The organism is Citrobacter sp. wls615, from assembly GCF_005281355.1.
In the GTDB taxonomy this organism is placed as follows: domain Bacteria; phylum Pseudomonadota; class Gammaproteobacteria; order Enterobacterales; family Enterobacteriaceae; genus Citrobacter; species Citrobacter werkmanii.
The window spans coordinates 1-16,284 of the sequence record NZ_SZXM01000082.1; the positions used below are offsets into that span (position 1 = coordinate 1).

Sequence of the window (16,284 nt, forward strand, 5' to 3'; positions counted from 1 at the left end):
TAGCTGGGGGTTTTCTGTGCACAAAAAAAGGGCTGGAGTTATCCAGCCCTTCATTTTTACTTACTGAACGCTGCCTGGAAGACGGCGACCAGCGCGTCGTTCTGGCTTTGCGTCAGGGTATGTCCCTTCGGATCGATAAACTGCATACTACTGCGGTTATCTAAATCACCGACCTGCAGTTTATAGTCGCCTGACACTAAACCTGGATCGCTTGCGCCCAGTTCCTGCCAGCTGCTATCAGACAGCGGTTTGTAGGTCACAGCGATGCTGCCCTGAGAACGGGTACTGTCGGTCACTTTCATGCCCACTTTCTCAAGCGCTGCCGGCAGACGTTGCCAAACCACGTTGAACGGTCCACGCACCACCAGCATTGGTAAACCGGTGTCATCGGCGGCGCTCTGAACGTCCATGGTGGCTGCAGAGCGGTTCTGCGCGGCATTCGCCGCATCGGTGGCGTTCTTATCCAGACCGGCAGAGATAACGTTCATCATCTCAGCGCTGTAACGCTGCATTGATGCCGCATCGGCTACGGGTTTACCCGCCTGCTCAAGGTTCGTCAGTTTCACCGTTACCGCTTGCTGATAGCCCTGCGGTTTAACCGAGATTTGATAACGTCCACGGTACTGCTCGTCTTCATCCAGACGGTTCCAGTCAACCCAGTCGGTGGTCAACGTCTGGCTGGCATCATCACACTTAGCGATCGTGTAGTTTTTAGACTGAATGACGCTAACGACCTGTGGCCACAGCGTGTTGCCACGACCATTTTCCACCAGCAATGTCGACGTATCACCCGCGATCTGGGTACGAGCGCCAGTGACTAACGCTAACGGCTGAGCCGGTGGGCGAATGTCCAGCGCTTTACCCACGGCACCACTACCGTTGGTTACCGGGATATTATAGTCACCCGACATAACCGGCAGAATCATCCCAGCTGGCGCATGAAGCTCAGCAAGCGGTGCGGCCTCCAGATAGGATTCATCACCGCTCACCTGGCGCTTATAGCGCGAGTCAGAACTACAGGCCGCGAGCAACATAACAAGCGAAACACCCGCAACCTTGGCCAGGCGCGACTTTTGTACTGAGTAAGCCATCAAATCTCCCTAAACTTTACAGCAAACCGGCATGCTTAAGCGCCGCCTTGACGATTTCACGAGCATTGTCCGTGATTGGCGTCATCGGCAGACGCAGCGTATCGGTCGCCACAAGTCCCAACTCCTTACATGCCCATTTCACTGGGATAGGATTGGGTTCGACAAATAGTTTGTTGTGTAACGGCATCAGACGCTGGTTAATCACCCGCGCCTCGGCAAAATTCCCCGCTGCCGCCAGTTTGCACATTTCAGCCATGTCACGCGCCGCAACGTTAGACGTTACGGAAATCACGCCATGACCACCGAGCTGCATAAAATCCAGTCCGGTCGCGTCATCACCGCTGAGCAGAATGAAGTCGTCTGAAACCAGCTCTTTGATCTGGTGAACGCGACTTAAGTTCCCCGTGGCCTCTTTAATAGCGATAATATTTTTTACTTTCGCCAGGCGGCCAACGGTTTCTGGCAGCATATCGCAGCCAGTACGGGACGGCACATTATACAGAATTTGCGGCAGGTCAGTATGTTCAGCGATGGCTTTGAAATGCTGGAACAAACCTTCCTGGGTTGGGCGGTTGTAGTACGGCGTCACCGTCAGGCAGCCGACAACACCGCTATCGTTGAAACGCTGCGTCAGACTAATGGCTTCTGCGGTCGCATTGGCGCCGGTTCCGGCAATAACCGGAATACGCCCGTCGGCCAGCTCCAGCGTCATCATCACCACATCGCCATGTTCATCATGACTCAGGGTGGCAGACTCACCGGTGGTGCCAACCGAAACGATCGCCGAGGTGCCGCTGGCGACATGATAATCAATCAGTTTTTTCAGGCTCGACCGGCAGACTTTACCTTTCTCATCCATCGGCGTAACAAGCGCGACAATACTTCCCGTGAACATGGGCCATCCTCTGTGCAAACAAGTGTCTCAATGGTACGTTTGGTACGACAATAAAAGCAAGCGACCAGAGCCGTTCTGATTGTTGTATGCATGTTTTTTTTATGCTTTCCTTATGATTACCTCACCGCTCAAAGGAAGAACAGGTTTGACATCGTCATCGCAACACTATCTGGTCATTACTGCGCTGGGTGCCGACCGCCCAGGAATTGTGAACACCATCACGCGTCATGTCAGCAGTTGCGGCTGTAATATCGAAGACAGCCGACTGGCGATGCTGGGCGATGAATTCACATTTATCATGCTGCTGTCAGGCACCTGGAATGCCATCACCCTGATTGAATCAACCTTGCCGTTGAAAGGCGCTGAGCTGGATTTATTGATTGTCATGAAGCGCACGACTGCGCGTCCCCGCCCAGCGATGCCCGCCACGGTATGGGTACAGGTCGATGTCCCCGATTCTCCACATTTGATTGAACGCTTTACCGCCCTGTTTGACAGCCACCAAATGAATATTGCGGAACTGGTTTCACGCACGCAACCGGCTGAGAATGGAAAGACGGCACAGCTGTTTATTCAAATTACCGCACATAGTCCTGCGTCACATGACGCGGCAAATATTGAAGATGCGTTTAAAGCACTCTGTACAGAACTCAATGCGCAAGGCAGTATTAACGTCGTCAATTACTCACAGCATGATGAACAGGATGGAGTTAAGTAATGAACCCACTGAAAGCCGGTGATATCGCACCGAAATTTAGCTTGCCGGATCAAGACGGAGAACAAGTTAATTTAACCGACTTCCAGGGACAGCGTGTTCTGGTTTATTTTTACCCGAAAGCCATGACACCCGGCTGTACCGTACAGGCCTGCGGCCTGCGCGATAACATGGATGAGTTAAAAAAAGCAGGTGTTGAAGTGCTGGGAATCAGCACCGATAAACCGGAAAAACTTTCCCGATTCGCTGAGAAAGAAGTTCTTAACTTCACGCTCTTGTCCGACGAAGATCATCAGGTTTGCGAGCAGTTCGGCGTCTGGGGTGAGAAGTCATTTATGGGCAAAACCTACGATGGCATCCACCGCATCAGCTTCCTGATTGATGCTGAAGGGAAAATCGAGCATGTGTTTGATAACTTCAAAACCAGCAATCACCACGACGTGGTAATGAACTGGCTGAAAGAGAACGCCTGATTCACGTTTTGCAGAAAAAAGCCTGATGGCGACGCTACGCGTGTTATCAGGCTTCGATCCGCACAAACCCGTAGGCCGGATAAGGCGTTTACGCCGCCATCCGGCATCAACCTCGGTTATTCAAACGTCCCTTTGACGCAGGCTTTTTTCGCTCTGACTACGGTTTTTCCCTTCGCCCACAGGTGATTCACCTCCAGCGCGTCGTTGAGTACCAGAATGTCCGCATCGCATCCCACCGCCAGACGCCCTTTATGCTCCAGTCCTAAAAACTCTGCCACCGTACGCGTCAGCGGACACAGCGCCTGTTCCAACGGCACAGCATGCACCTTCACCAACTGACGCACCGTTTCCGCCAGGGATTCAAACCCCGCGACGCCAATCCCGGTGAGATTACCTGACTCATCAAATTCCGGCTGGCTACCGTTGCCGTCCGAGCTTAAGGTAATGCGCGACAGCGGCACATTTTGGCGCAGCGCCGTGGCAATAGCCGTGGCCGGATCAACAGGCTCATCAATGCTGCTGGTAATGTCGATATAACCGCCCTGGCGGGCATACTCTAGTGCCGCCTGGAACAAGGGTTCCGCACGATTAACGTGTGTCGGTAACAGTTTAGTTATCGGCACGTCGCAGTTTTCAAGGATCTGATACAACGGTTCCAGCATGCGCGGGCTGTCGCCCATATGGAAAACGCTGATTCCCGGTTTACGCCCCAGTAATCCACCGACACGCGACTGCGCCGCCATGTTCGCTAGTGCCTGAGTATCTGGTGCTGAAGAACGATGGTCCGAAATCGCACACTTCACGCCAATCACTTTATCGATCAGCGCCACGTCGCGATCGATGCTGCCGGTGATAGTCGGGGAAGGCAGAGAGTACGCCCCGGTCAGCATCCAGGCGCTGATACCTTCAAACTCCAGCGCGCGAGTTTTCGCCAGCAGCGACTCCGGATGACGGGTAATACCATCTGTGCCCAGTAATCCCACCACCGAAGTGACCCCTGCTTCAACCAGCCGTGACAAACGCACTTCCGGCGTGCGGGTGTGCGGCCCCGCTTCTCCGCCGCCGCCAATCAAATGGACGTGCTGATCGATAAACCCAGGGCAGACAATCGCGCCGTCAAGATTGACACACTCGCAGCCAGGAAAGTCTTCCGGGGAGATCGACGGCGCGATGGCAACAATCTTGCTGCCGGATACCAGTATATCCTGTCGGCCTAAATCTTCCGGCGCGTACACATGTCCCTGCTGGAACAACGTCAAATCAAGAATTGAACAGTTCATAACCTTCCTTGTCAGGCAATAACCTGCATGACCCAAATAGAGAGCAGTGCATTAATGACGCACACCGCAATAATAAGCGGATAGTAACGAGGATGGACCCCCGCTGTCCCCAGACAACGTCCCACATTTTGCACCGGGTTACCCATCAGGTAGATAGCGGGTAACAATACCGTAGCATCATGTCCCGAAAGCGTACCGGCAACAACCAGGCTGGCGCAAACACCGACGCCGCCTCCCATACTCATTACCGCCGCCAGCAGAACGGTGGCAGATTCGCCCGGCAGCCCCCATAGCGCCATAACCGGCTCACATACCCGCCCGACAATCTCGAGCAGCCCCGTCACTTTCAGCGCCTGAATAATCACAAACGCCATCACCACGTTCGGCAACAGGCTGGTTGTTGCTATGGTAAACCCGCGCCGTGCGCCATCGATAAACATATCCATGACGTTTTTACGTACCTGAGTTGTCATCTCATGCCTCCTGCTGCGTACGGCGATTTTCCAACTGCGTAATCCATAAGCGCAGCAGGTTAGCCCCCACAAATTTGAACACGAGGATCACCGCCAGCGGCGTAATCACCGGAACGGTAACCATCGTAAACAGCGCGGCTCCCGAGGAAAAATAGTTGGTAATACAGGCGCTGCCACTGGTTTGCCAGCAGGCAAAAATGGCCCGTTCCTGTTCAGTGATAATGCCCTCTTCAGCCATCTCTTTCGTCATCCCGGCCGCGGCATCGGTATTTTGCAAATTCGCGATCAGCGCCAGCGAACAAACACCTGGAATGCCGAGTAACGGGCGCAGGACAGGCGTCATCAACTGTTGTGCGGCGCGCAATCCACCTAACCCTTCGGTGACGGAAATAATCCCCAGAGAAAGAATGACGGAAGGTGCCAGCTCCAGTGCGAATAAAAAGCCATCTTTAGCGCCCATACCACCCGTACCGCGAAAAGAGATCGCCGTATCGCCTGCCGCATTAACTTTCCCAAACGCACCGTTGAGGACGGTGAAGTCAAAAACCCGCCACCATTCGGTACTTTTCGCAAACATGCCGGAAAAAAGAATTATTGTAATTAAAAAAGCGAGATAACCGCCCCATCCCACCTTTTGCTGCGTGTGTGTGTTGTGACCCATTTTGTTCTCCTGTTGGCCTTATCCTTGCGTGACGAAAAGACATCACGTTGGTCAAGTTAAAGACAAATGCGGAGAAAAACGACACCAGAGGAGATTATTCAGAATGTGTGGATAGAGGTCAGACAAGTTCAGTTCCGGCGACATTGCATCGCCGGAGTTTGCAGATTAGGGTTCGTCAACAGCCTGACCGTCAGGCCAGGCATGCATGACGGCTTTGATGAGCGTCGCCAGAGGAATCGCAAAGAATACGCCCCAGAACCCCCATAGCCCGCCAAAAATCACGACCGACAGAATAATCACCAGCGGGTGCAGGTTAACGGCCTCGGAGAACAGGACGGGGACCAGCAGATTACCGTCCAGCGCCTGGATTATCAGGTACACGGCAAAGCAGCTCCAGAATTCGGTGCCAAGCCCGAACTGGAACAACGCCACCCCGACGACCGGGATCGTCACCACAAAAGCGCCGATATATGGGATCAAAACCGAGAACCCCACCAGCACCGCCAATAGCAGAGAATAGTTAAGGCCAAACAGCAGGAAGCCGAGCCAGGTCGCCACGCCAACCACCACCATTTCCAACACTTTACCGCGGATATAGTTGGTGATTTGCTGGTTCATCTCTTTCCATACCTGTCCCGCCAGCCCGCGATTACGCGGTAGCACCCGGCGCACGGCGTTCAGCATCTGGCCTTTATCTTTGATCAGGAAGAACACCATCAACGGGACAAGCACCAGATAAACCGCCAGCGTGAGTAATCCGACCAGGGAGGCTAACGAATATTTCACCACCGAATCCCCCATGGTGAGCATTCGCGAGCGCATATTCTCCGCCATCGCATCAATAATGCCCGCATCCATCAGCGCCGGATAACGTCGTGGTAAAGTGGCGGCAAAATCAGATAATTTATTGAGCATACCGGGCATATCGCGGATCAGGTAAATCCCCTGCTGCCACGCGACGGGCATCACGACAAACGCCATCAGCAGCAAAATGCCGACAAAAACCACCAGCACGATTGATGTCGCCCAACGCCGTGAACAGCCGATATGTTCCAGCCGTACCGTCGGCCATTCAAGCAGGTACGCCAGCACAATGGCGACCAGCAGCGGCGCCAAAAGACCGCTAAAGAAGAACAGGATGCCAAAACCGGCAACCAGAATAATTAGCAGGGCGATGGCCTCGGGGTCGCTAAAGCGGCGGCGATACCATTGCATCAACATTTCGAGCATAAAACCCTTCCATGAACCCAATAGCGGGACTGCGATCCCGAATTGTATCGAAATGTCACAAAAAAGACTTCGCTTTTTATGGCTGATTACGCAAAGTGAAAAGACATTTTTCCTGGGTGTTCATCGTCAGGTTTCACAGTTAAACTTCCTAAGCTTGCGGAGTGTGAACGATACTTCACGGCATTGGTCAAATGGCTATCTCAAAAAAGAATACAGGACAGAGGTTATGTTCAGGCAGTTGAAAAAAAACCTGGTTGCTACCCTCATTGCCGCACTGACCATCGGTCAGGTTGCGCCCGCATTTGCTGACCCCGCGGACACCCTGCCTGATATGGGAACCTCGGCAGGGAGTACCCTTTCCATAGGACAGGAAATGCAGATGGGCGATTTTTACGTACGCCAGCTGCGAGGCAGCGCGCCGTTAATTAACGATCCGCTGCTGACCCAATATATTAATAGTCTGGGGATGCGTTTAGTTGCACACGCCGACTCGGTAAAAACGCCTTTCACCTTCTTTTTAATCAACAACGATGAAATCAACGCCTTTGCTTTCTTTGGCGGCAACGTTGTTTTGCACTCCGCCCTGTTCCGCTATTCCGATAACGAAAGCCAGCTGGCATCGGTTATGGCGCACGAAATTTCCCACGTCACGCAGCGTCACCTGGCGCGTGCGATGGAAGATCAGAAACGCAGCGCCCCGCTAACGTGGGTCGGTGCGTTAGGCTCCATTTTATTAGCGATGGCCAGCCCCCAGGCGGGTATGGCGGCGCTGACCGGTACGCTGGCGGGTACGCGCCAGGGAATGATCAGCTTTACGCAGCAAAACGAACAGGAAGCGGATCGCATCGGTATTCAGGTACTGCAACGCTCGGGTTTCGATCCCCAGGCCATGCCGACGTTCCTGGAAAAACTGCTCGATCAGGCCCGTTACTCTTCGCGTCCACCGGAAATTTTGCTGACCCACCCCCTGCCAGAAAGCCGTCTGGCAGATGCGCGTAACCGCGCCAACCAGATGCGCCCGGTCGTCGTCCAGTCTTCAGAAGATTTTTATCTGGCCAAGGCGCGTACCTTAGGCATGTATAACTCTGGCCGCAATCAGTTGACCGATGACTTACTGAGTAACTGGTCGAAAGGCAACATACGCGAGCAACGTGCGGCGCAGTATGGCCGCGCACTCCAGGCGATGGAAGCCAGTAAATACGACGAGGCGCGTAAAGCGCTGCAACCATTGCTGACGGCTGACCCTAACAATGCCTGGTATCTCGACCTGGCAACGGATATCGATCTCGGACAGAAGAAAACCGGCGACGCGATTAATCGCCTTAAAAATGCTCGAGACCTGCGAGTCAACCCGGTACTGCAGCTCAATCTGGCAAATGCGTATTTACAGGGCGGACAAGCCAAAGAAGCAGCCAATATCCTGAATCGTTATACGTTTAACCACAAGGATGACCCTAACGGCTGGGATTTGTTAGCGCAAACGGAGGCCGGTCTCGGTAACCGCGATCAGGAACTGGCGGCTCGCGCGGAAGGGTATGCCCTTGCAGGACGTCTTGACCAGGCGATTTCGATGCTCAGCAGCGCAAGTTCGCAGGTTAAACTGGGAAGCCAGCAGCAGGCCATATACGACGCCCGTATCGACCAGTTGCGCCAACTGCAAGAACGCTTTAAACCGTATACGAAAATGTAATTATCGAACCCTTGCCGGATGGCGACGCTGTAGCGTCTTATCCGGCCTACGTCAGACGCGATATGTAGGCCGGATAAGGCCTTTTGGCCGCCATCCGGCAGTATTGTTATGCAAGGAGAAGTCATGTCAGACGCGATTAAAATCTACCATAACCCACGTTGTTCCAAGAGCCGCGAAACGCTGGAATTACTGAAGTCCAACGGCGTGGACCCGGAAGTGGTACTGTATCTGGACACTCCGGCTGACGCCGCAACCCTGCGCGAACTGCTGCAGATGTTGGGGATGTCCAGCGCGCGTGAACTGATGCGCCAGAAAGAAGATCTCTACAAGTCGCTTAACCTGGCGGACAAAAATTTGAGTGAAGATGCGCTGATTCAGGCCATGGTAGACAACCCGAAACTGATGGAGCGCCCAATTGTGGTGGCCAAAGGCCAGGCGCGGATTGGACGTCCGCCGGAGCAGGTACTGGAAATCGTCGGTTAAGCTGAAGCCAGCCGCAGTCTTTTCGGCTGCGGCGTTTACAGTTTCAAAATCTCTTTTACGAACGGAATGGTCAGCTTACGCTGGGCGGTGATCGATGCGTGATCAAGCTGATCCAACGTCATAAACAGCGTACGCATTTCCCGATCCAAACGTTTAAGCAGGAAACGTCCCACATCTTCCGGCAGTTCAAACCCACGAAGTCTGGCGCGTAATTGTAACGCCTGCAGCTTATCTTCATCAGAAAGCGGCTGCAGCTTGTAGATTTGTCCCCAGTCCAGGCGCGAAGCGAGATCCGGTAACCCCAGATTGAGCTGCCTGGGTGGGCGATCGCCGGTGATCAGCAATCGCGTTTTTCCCGACTCCAGAATACGGTTGTAGAGATCAAAGATCGCCATTTCCCACAGCGAATCACCGGCCACACATTCAATGTTATCGATGCATACCAGCGATAAATGCTCCATACCGTCGAGCACCTCGGGAACAAACCAGGTGCGCTTATCGAGCGGCACATAGCCTACCGCGTCGCCGCGCGCAGACAGTTCCGCACAGGCTGCATGCAGCAAATGACTACGGCCAGCGCCTTCACGCGACCAGAGATAAATATACCCGCTATGTTCCTGACGCAGCACGTTTTGCAGTGCAGCCAGTAAAGAGGAGTTATCCCCCGGCCAGAAACTTGCAAACGTTTCGTCGTCAGGAAGATAAAGTGGCAGAGAGAGCTGTGCCGGTGTGTTCAGAGATACCTCAACCCAGGATTTCATAAAATCGCGTTGAGTTTAACACAGAAATACGTCGCGATAGAACCGGGCAGCGACGCTGCCCGGTCAGAGACTTACTGTTGCGGGCTGTCTGCATCTTCTGCGTCGAGCACCACTTCTTCCGGACGCAGCAGGCTGATGACTTTGAAAATCAGGCTCAGGCAGACGCCGACAATGGTCGCCAGCGCCATACCTTTCAGCTCTGCGGCACCGATATGAACTTTCGCCCCACTCACACCAATGATCAAAATGACCGAGGTCAGGATCAGGTTCTGAGCTTTGTTGTAGTCAACTTTTGATTCGATCAGTACGCGAATACCGGAAGCGCCAATCACGCCGTACAGTAACAGCGATACGCCGCCCATGACCGGCAGTGGGATGATCTGGATCGCCGCCGCCAGTTTGCCCACACAGGAGAGCAGGATGGCAAAAATCGCGGCGCCGCCAATAACCCAGGTACTGTATACGCGGGTAATCGCCATGACGCCGATGTTTTCGCCATACGTGGTGTTCGGCGTAGAGCCGAAGAAACCGGAGATCACCGTAGACAGACCGTTGGCGAACATGGAACGATGCAGACCAGGATCGCGGATCAAATCTTTTTTCACGATATTTGCCGTCACCACCAGGTGTCCGACGTGTTCAGCAATCACCACCAGCGCAGCAGGCAGGATGGTCAGAATGGCAACCCATTCAAAACGCGGCGTGTAGAAAGTCGGCAGCGCAAACCAGTGTGCCTGGGCAATCGGCGTAGTGTCCACGACGCCCATCACAAAAGAAAGTGCATAACCGGCCAGCACCCCAATCAGGATCGGGATAATTGCCATAAAACCGCGGAACAGTACGGAGCCAAAGACCGTCACCGCCAGCGTCACCATCGAGATGATGATGGTTTTCGAATCCGGTAATTGCCCTTCGGCAGGCAGTAACCCCGCCATGCCTGCAGCGACGCCCGCCAGTTCCAGGCCGATGACGGCAACGATTGCGCCCATCGCCGCTGGAGGGAACATCACATCCAGCCAGCCGGTGCCGGCTTTCTTAACGATAAAAGAAACCAGGCAGAACAGGACGCCGCACATAATGAAACCGCCCAGCGCCACTTCATAACCTAACGGCAGCAGCAGCAGTACCGGAGAAATAAACGCAAAGCTGGAACCGAGGTACGCGGGGATTTTACCCTTACAGATAAAGAGATACAGCAACGTACCAATGCCGTTAAACAGCAGAACGGTAGCCGGGTTGATGTGGAACAGGACTGGCACCAGTACCGTTGCGCCAAACATAGCGAACAGGTGCTGTAAACTAAGCGGGATTGTCTGTAAAAGCGGCGGTCTTTCACTTACCCCGATAGCACGGCGCGTCATAGTGTTTTCCTCTGAGTATTGTTTGTTATTAGCGATTAGGTTGTTGTATTCAAAAAAAAGCCGACTCTTAAAGTCGGCTTCTTTTCACTTATTCGTTTACTTGGTACCAAAAATCTTATCGCCGGCATCGCCAAGCCCCGGAATAATGTATCCGTGCTCGTTCAGTCCCTGATCGATGGAGGCCGTGTACAGCTCAACATCCGGGTGCGCTTTTTCCAGCGCCGCGATACCTTCCGGCGCCGCAACCAGCACCAACACTTTGATGCTGGTGCAGCCTGCATTTTTCAGCAGGTCAATAGTGGCGATAACGGAACCGCCGGTGGCCAGCATCGGGTCAACGATCAGCGCCATACGCTCATCGATGTTAGAAACCAGCTTCTGGAAATACGGAACCGGCTCCAGCGTTTCTTCGTTACGGTACATACCGACAACGCTGATACGCGCGCTCGGAACGTTTTCCAGTACACCTTCCATCATACCCAGACCGGCACGCAGGATTGGCACAACGGTGATTTTTTTACCTTTGATTTGGTCTACTTCAACCGGACCGTTCCAGCCTTCAATGGTCACCTTTTCGGTTTCCAGGCCTGCGGTTGCTTCATAAGTCAGCAGGCTGCCAACTTCCGAGGCGAGTTCACGAAAGCGTTTAGTGCTGATATCGTTTTCACGCATCAGTCCCAGCTTGTGTTTGACGAGTGGGTGTTTGACTTCCACGATCTTCATACTCTTCTCCTTTCCTCAGACGAGTGGCAACCACAAAAAAAATCGCCGGATTATACCGCTTTTCGTCTCTGGCGCAACACTGCATCCGCTTGATATGGATCAACCAAAGTCGTTTGCGTCTGGATGATGAGTATAAAACAAGGCCCGCGCTAATGGCGGGATCTGCATTCAATACCATGAATTTTAAAGATATTCATCATTACTCCGGATGATGTTTTGATACCATGAAAAAGATTTCTTAGGCGAGCGTGCTAATGTCCCACTACCGTCATTATTTTTATCGATGAAGATAAGCCCGCAGCTTGCTCTGTGCAAAACACTCTCCGTGAGGTCCGTAACAGAAAAAAGAAACCGGTTTCATTTTCGTGGCGTGATTCAAACAAATAGATAAATGACTGTAAAATGCTGAAAAAATCAGCAGATAAAACTTGATGCAGAGCACGCTCGCAAACGTTTGCTTTCCCTGTTAGAATTGCGCCGAATTTAACTTTTACTGCAAGTAAACATGTGGGGAAGCAGGCAGTGACCGATAAAACCTCTCTTAGCTACAAAGATGCCGGTGTTGATATTGATGCAGGTAATGCTCTGGTTGATCGAATCAAAGGCGTAGTAAAGAAAACGCGTCGCCCGGAAGTGATGGGTGGTCTGGGTGGCTTCGGTGCGCTGTGCGCATTGCCGCAAAAATATCGTGAACCGGTGCTGGTTTCCGGCACGGATGGCGTTGGCACAAAACTGCGTCTGGCGATGGACCTGAAACGTCACGACACTATTGGTATCGATCTGGTCGCAATGTGCGTCAACGACCTCGTGGTTCAGGGCGCTGAGCCGCTGTTTTTCCTCGACTACTATGCGACAGGCAAACTGGATGTGGATACCGCAGCCAGCGTCATTAATGGTATTGCCGAAGGCTGTCTGCAGTCAGGCTGTGCGCTGGTGGGCGGTGAAACGGCTGAAATGCCGGGAATGTACCACGGTGAAGATTACGACGTGGCTGGCTTCTGTGTTGGCGTCGTCGAAAAATCCGAGATTATCGACGGTTCAAAAGTGGCTGACGGCGACGTGCTGATTGCGCTCGGCTCCAGTGGTCCACACTCCAACGGCTATTCCCTGGTGCGTAAAATCGTTGAAGTCAGCGGTTGCAATCCGGAAACCACTGAGCTTGACGGTAAACCGCTGGCCGATCACTTGCTGGCCCCGACACGCATTTACGTTAAATCCATTCTGGAACTGATCGAGAAGGTGGATGTGCATGCCATTGCTCACCTGACCGGCGGCGGCTTCTGGGAAAATATTCCGCGCGTCCTGCCAGACAACACGCAGGCAGTGATCGACGAATCCTCATGGCAGTGGCCAGCCGTCTTTAACTGGCTGCAAACGGCGGGTAACGTCAGCCAGCACGAGATGTATCGCACCTTTAACTGCGGCGTTGGCATGGTCATCGCCCTGCCAGCTTCGGAAGTGGACAACGCCCTCGCTTTGCTCAATGAGAAAGGTGAAAACGCATGGAAAATCGGTATTATCAAAGCCTCTGATTCCGAACAGCGTGTGGTCATTGAATGAAAAACATTGTGGTGCTCATTTCCGGTAACGGAAGCAATTTGCAGGCGATCATCAACGCCTGCGAACAGAAAAAAATCAATGGCACCATACGTGCAGTATTCAGTAACAAGGCCGATGCGTTCGGCCTTGAACGTGCACGAGAAGCGAATATTCCGGCACATTCGCTGGAAGCCGCTCAGTTTGCCAGCCGCGAAGCATTTGACCGCCAACTGATACAAGAGATTGACGCCTACGGCCCCGATGTCGTGGTGTTGGCCGGTTATATGCGCATCCTCAGCCCAGCGTTTGTCGCTCACTATTCTGAACGATTGTTGAATATCCACCCTTCGTTGTTGCCAAAGTATCCCGGCCTGCATACGCACCGTCAGGTACTGGAAAACGGCGATGAACAGCATGGAACCTCAGTCCATTTCGTAACGGATGAACTGGACGGCGGACCGGTTATTCTCCAGGCGACAGTACCGGTATTTGAAGGCGACAGCGAAGATGATGTCACTGCCCGGGTTCAGGCGCAGGAACATGATATTTACCCGCTGGTGATTAGCTGGTTTACAGACGGCCGACTGAAAATGCGCGATAACGCCGCGTGGCTGGACGGTAATCGCCTGCCACCACAAGGTTATGCCGCCGACGAATAATCACATCCTCCGGTAGGCCTGAGAGCGCTTCGCTTATCGGGCCTACTCTTCTTCCCCTCTTTCTCTTTGCTATCAGACAGTTTATTGTCATATTTTTCTGGCACAGTTGGACATCTGAGAGCAATGCTCGCCATAATAAATCGGTAGTGTCCCGTGAATGAAACGGAGTAAAAGTGGTAATGGGTCAGGAAAAGCTATATATCGAGAAAGAACTCAGCTGGTTAGCGTTCAACGAACGTGTACTCCAGGAAGCTGCTGATAAATCAAACCCGTTGATCGAACGGATGCGTTTTTTAGGCATCTATTCCAATAACCTCGACGAGTTTTACAAGGTTCGTTTTGCCGAACTGAAGCGCCGAATCATCATTAGCGAAGAACAGGGTTCAAACTCTCACTCCCGCCATTTACTCGGCAAAATCCAGGCCCGCGTATTAAAAGCCGATCAGGAATTTGATGGCCTGTACAACGAATTACTGCTGGAGATGGCGCGCAACCAGATTTTCTTAATCAACGAACGCCAATTGTCGGTGAATCAGCAGAGCTGGTTACGCCATTACTTCAAGCAGTATCTTCGCCAGCACATTACGCCGATCCTGATTAACCGCGAGACGGATTTAGTCCAGTTTCTGAAAGATGACTATACCTATCTGGCGGTGGAGATTATCCGTGGTGATACGATCCGCTACGCGCTACTGGAAATCCCTTCTGACAAGGTTCCCCGTTTTGTGAATTTGCCGCCGGAGACCCCGCGCCGTCGTAAACCGATGATCCTGTTGGACAACATTTTACGTTATTGCCTTGACGATATTTTCAAAGGGTTCTTTGATTACGATGCGCTGAACGCCTATTCGATGAAAATGACCCGCGACGCCGAATACGATTTAGTGCACGAGATGGAATCCAGCCTGATGGAGCTGATGTCATCCAGCCTGAAACAGCGTCTGACCGCCGAACCTGTGCGCTTTGTTTATCAGCGAGATATGCCTAATGCGCTGGTCGAGGTGCTGCGTGAAAAACTGACCATTTCTCGCTACGACTCCATCGTTCCTGGCGGGCGTTACCATAACTTCAAAGACTTTATTAACTTCCCCAACGTTGGCAAAGCTAACCTGGTGAATAAACCGCTGCCCCGTCTGCGTCATATCTGGTTCGATAACGAGAAATTCCGTAACGGATTTGATGCAATCCGCGAGCGTGATGTACTGCTTTATTATCCGTATCATACCTTTGAGCATGTGCTGGAACTGCTGCGTCAGGCCTCTTTCGACCCAAGCGTGCTGGCGATAAAAATCAACATCTACCGTGTGGCAAAAGACTCGCGCATCATCGACGCGATGATCCATGCCGCGCATAACAGTAAGAAAGTCACTGTCGTCGTGGAACTGCAGGCACGCTTCGATGAAGAAGCCAACATTCATTGGGCCAAACGTCTTACCGAAGCGGGCGTGCACGTCATCTTCTCCGCTCCCGGTCTGAAAATTCACGCCAAGCTGTTCCTTATCTCACGTAAAGAAGGCGATGAAGTCGTGCGCTATGCGCATATCGGGACCGGGAACTTCAACGAAAAAACGGCGCGACTGTATACCGACTACTCATTGCTTACTGCCGATTCGCGCATTACCAACGAAGTTCGTCGGGTATTCAACTTCATTGAAAACCCATATCGTCCGGTCACGTTTGATTATCTGCTGGTTTCTCCGCAGAACTCACGTCGCCTGCTGTACGCCATGATCGACAAAGAGATCGCCAACGCACAGCAAGGGTTACCTTCAGGTATTACGTTAAAACTGAATAACCTGGTCGATAAAGGTCTGGTGGATCGTCTCTATGCGGCCTCAGGCTCGGGCGTGCCGGTCAATTTATTGATTCGCGGTATGTGTTCTCTGATCCCGAACCTGGAAGGCATCAGCGACAATATTCGCGTTATCAGCATTGTTGACCGCTACCTCGAACATGACCGGGTCTATATTTTTGAGAACGGCGGCGATAAGCAGGTGTATCTCTCCTCGGCTGACTGGATGACAAGAAATATCGACTATCGTATCGAAGTCGCTACCCCGCTACTTGACCCGCGCCTCAAGCAACGCGTGCTGGATATCATTGATATCCTGTTTAGCGATACGGTGAAGGCTCGCTTCATCGATAAAGAACTGAGTAATCGCTACGTGCCACGTGGAAACCGCCGTAAGGTTCAGTCACAATTGGCGATTTACGACTACATCAAATCACTCGAGCAACCTGACTAACGAT

The 16,284-nt window shown here is 52.6% G+C and carries 16 protein-coding genes; 7 read left to right on the top strand and 9 right to left on the bottom strand.

The window, feature by feature from the left end; translation table 11 throughout:
• Window positions 1–56 precede the first annotated feature (56 nt).
• Entirely contained in the window at window positions 57–1,091 is a 1,035-nt protein-coding gene (bamC, locus tag FDX04_RS20045) for an outer membrane protein assembly factor BamC (RefSeq protein WP_137371383.1), read from the bottom strand.
• Between the two features lie 16 nt (window positions 1,092–1,107).
• Entirely contained in the window at window positions 1,108–1,986 is an 879-nt protein-coding gene (dapA, locus tag FDX04_RS20050; protein WP_016153972.1) for a 4-hydroxy-tetrahydrodipicolinate synthase, read from the bottom strand.
• A gap of 145 nt (window positions 1,987–2,131) precedes the next feature.
• Between dapA and FDX04_RS20055 the strand changes: the two genes are divergently transcribed.
• Both FDX04_RS20055 and bcp read left to right on the top strand, forming a co-directional pair.
• Window positions 2,132–2,704: a glycine cleavage system transcriptional repressor gene (locus FDX04_RS20055; protein ID WP_038642566.1), complete on the top strand. Its 573-nt coding sequence runs from the start codon at window positions 2,132–2,134 to the stop codon at window positions 2,702–2,704.
• Window positions 2,704–3,174, top strand: a complete 471-nt coding sequence (gene bcp, locus FDX04_RS20060; RefSeq protein WP_038642568.1) for a thioredoxin-dependent thiol peroxidase — start codon at window positions 2,704–2,706, stop codon at window positions 3,172–3,174. The genes FDX04_RS20055 and bcp overlap by 1 nt, the downstream gene beginning before the upstream one ends.
• A 116-nt stretch (window positions 3,175–3,290) precedes the next feature.
• Here the strand turns inward: bcp and iadA are convergent, their stop codons facing one another.
• The 4 genes from iadA to FDX04_RS20080 form a co-directional block, all read right to left on the bottom strand.
• On the bottom strand, window positions 3,291–4,454 hold the full coding sequence (gene iadA, locus FDX04_RS20065) for a beta-aspartyl-peptidase (RefSeq protein ID WP_137371384.1): 1,164 nt from the start codon (window positions 4,452–4,454) through the stop codon (window positions 3,291–3,293).
• A gap of 11 nt (window positions 4,455–4,465) precedes the next feature.
• Window positions 4,466–4,927 carry a YjiG family protein gene (locus FDX04_RS20070; RefSeq protein WP_003037948.1) on the bottom strand — a complete coding sequence of 154 codons (462 nt, stop codon included), beginning with the start codon at window positions 4,925–4,927 and terminating at the stop codon, window positions 4,466–4,468.
• Window position 4,928: 1 nt separating this feature from the next.
• The gene (locus FDX04_RS20075; RefSeq protein ID WP_061382181.1) at window positions 4,929–5,588 is read right to left on the bottom strand and encodes a nucleoside recognition domain-containing protein; all 660 of its coding nucleotides are present in this window, start codon (window positions 5,586–5,588) and stop codon (window positions 4,929–4,931) included.
• A 165-nt stretch (window positions 5,589–5,753) separates the two neighbouring features.
• Window positions 5,754–6,818 carry an AI-2E family transporter gene (locus tag FDX04_RS20080; RefSeq protein WP_006683504.1) on the bottom strand — a complete coding sequence of 355 codons (1,065 nt, stop codon included), beginning with the start codon at window positions 6,816–6,818 and terminating at the stop codon, window positions 5,754–5,756.
• A 226-nt stretch (window positions 6,819–7,044) separates the two neighbouring features.
• Between FDX04_RS20080 and bepA the strand changes: the two genes are divergently transcribed.
• The gene (gene bepA / locus FDX04_RS20085) at window positions 7,045–8,508 is read left to right on the top strand and encodes a beta-barrel assembly-enhancing protease (protein WP_137371385.1); all 1,464 of its coding nucleotides are present in this window, start codon (window positions 7,045–7,047) and stop codon (window positions 8,506–8,508) included.
• Window positions 8,509–8,631: 123 nt separating this feature from the next.
• Window positions 8,632–8,991, top strand: a complete 360-nt coding sequence (gene arsC, locus FDX04_RS20090; protein ID WP_042306866.1) for an arsenate reductase (glutaredoxin) — start codon at window positions 8,632–8,634, stop codon at window positions 8,989–8,991.
• Between the two features lie 35 nt (window positions 8,992–9,026).
• Here the strand turns inward: arsC and FDX04_RS20095 are convergent, their stop codons facing one another.
• The 3 genes from FDX04_RS20095 to upp all read right to left on the bottom strand — a co-directional run bounded on the left by FDX04_RS20095 (window position 9,027) and on the right by upp (window position 11,836).
• On the bottom strand, window positions 9,027–9,728 hold the full coding sequence (locus FDX04_RS20095; RefSeq protein ID WP_211924219.1) for a DnaA inactivator Hda: 702 nt from the start codon (window positions 9,726–9,728) through the stop codon (window positions 9,027–9,029).
• Window positions 9,729–9,823: 95 nt separating this feature from the next.
• Window positions 9,824–11,113 carry a uracil permease gene (uraA, locus tag FDX04_RS20100; RefSeq protein ID WP_016157119.1) on the bottom strand — a complete coding sequence of 430 codons (1,290 nt, stop codon included), beginning with the start codon at window positions 11,111–11,113 and terminating at the stop codon, window positions 9,824–9,826.
• 96 nt (window positions 11,114–11,209) lie between these two features.
• Window positions 11,210–11,836: a uracil phosphoribosyltransferase gene (gene upp, locus FDX04_RS20105; protein ID WP_003835110.1), complete on the bottom strand. Its 627-nt coding sequence runs from the start codon at window positions 11,834–11,836 to the stop codon at window positions 11,210–11,212.
• A gap of 522 nt (window positions 11,837–12,358) precedes the next feature.
• On the opposite strand from upp, the gene purM reads away from it, so the two are divergent.
• From purM to ppk1, 3 genes are all read left to right on the top strand, one after another.
• Entirely contained in the window at window positions 12,359–13,396 is a 1,038-nt protein-coding gene (gene purM / locus FDX04_RS20115; protein WP_061382236.1) for a phosphoribosylformylglycinamidine cyclo-ligase, read from the top strand.
• Entirely contained in the window at window positions 13,393–14,034 is a 642-nt protein-coding gene (gene purN, locus FDX04_RS20120) for a phosphoribosylglycinamide formyltransferase (protein ID WP_137360583.1), read from the top strand. The genes purM and purN overlap by 4 nt, the downstream gene beginning before the upstream one ends.
• 179 nt (window positions 14,035–14,213) lie before the next feature.
• The gene (gene ppk1, locus FDX04_RS20125; protein WP_042306859.1) at window positions 14,214–16,280 is read left to right on the top strand and encodes a polyphosphate kinase 1; all 2,067 of its coding nucleotides are present in this window, start codon (window positions 14,214–14,216) and stop codon (window positions 16,278–16,280) included.
• Window positions 16,281–16,284: the final 4 nt, after the last annotated feature.

Bases quoted from the DNA above. Each gene is read 5' to 3' on its own strand.
- purN (WP_137360583.1), top strand. From the start codon at position 13,393: ATGAAAAACATTGTGGTGCTCATTTCCGGTAACGGAAGCAATTTGCAG.
- bcp (WP_038642568.1), top strand. From the start codon at position 2,704: ATGAACCCACTGAAAGCCGGTGATATCGCACCGAAATTTAGCTTGCCG.
- dapA (WP_016153972.1), bottom strand. From the start codon at position 1,986: ATGTTCACGGGAAGTATTGTCGCGCTTGTTACGCCGATGGATGAGAAA.
- FDX04_RS20080 (WP_006683504.1), bottom strand. From the start codon at position 6,818: ATGCTCGAAATGTTGATGCAATGGTATCGCCGCCGCTTTAGCGACCCC.
- FDX04_RS20070 (WP_003037948.1), bottom strand. From the start codon at position 4,927: ATGACAACTCAGGTACGTAAAAACGTCATGGATATGTTTATCGATGGC.
- bepA (WP_137371385.1), top strand. From the start codon at position 7,045: ATGTTCAGGCAGTTGAAAAAAAACCTGGTTGCTACCCTCATTGCCGCA.
- arsC (WP_042306866.1), top strand. From the start codon at position 8,632: ATGTCAGACGCGATTAAAATCTACCATAACCCACGTTGTTCCAAGAGC.
- uraA (WP_016157119.1), bottom strand. From the start codon at position 11,113: ATGACGCGCCGTGCTATCGGGGTAAGTGAAAGACCGCCGCTTTTACAG.
- iadA (WP_137371384.1), bottom strand. From the start codon at position 4,454: ATGAACTGTTCAATTCTTGATTTGACGTTGTTCCAGCAGGGACATGTG.
- FDX04_RS20075 (WP_061382181.1), bottom strand. From the start codon at position 5,588: ATGGGTCACAACACACACACGCAGCAAAAGGTGGGATGGGGCGGTTAT.
- upp (WP_003835110.1), bottom strand. From the start codon at position 11,836: ATGAAGATCGTGGAAGTCAAACACCCACTCGTCAAACACAAGCTGGGA.
- bamC (WP_137371383.1), bottom strand. From the start codon at position 1,091: ATGGCTTACTCAGTACAAAAGTCGCGCCTGGCCAAGGTTGCGGGTGTT.
- ppk1 (WP_042306859.1), top strand. From the start codon at position 14,214: ATGGGTCAGGAAAAGCTATATATCGAGAAAGAACTCAGCTGGTTAGCG.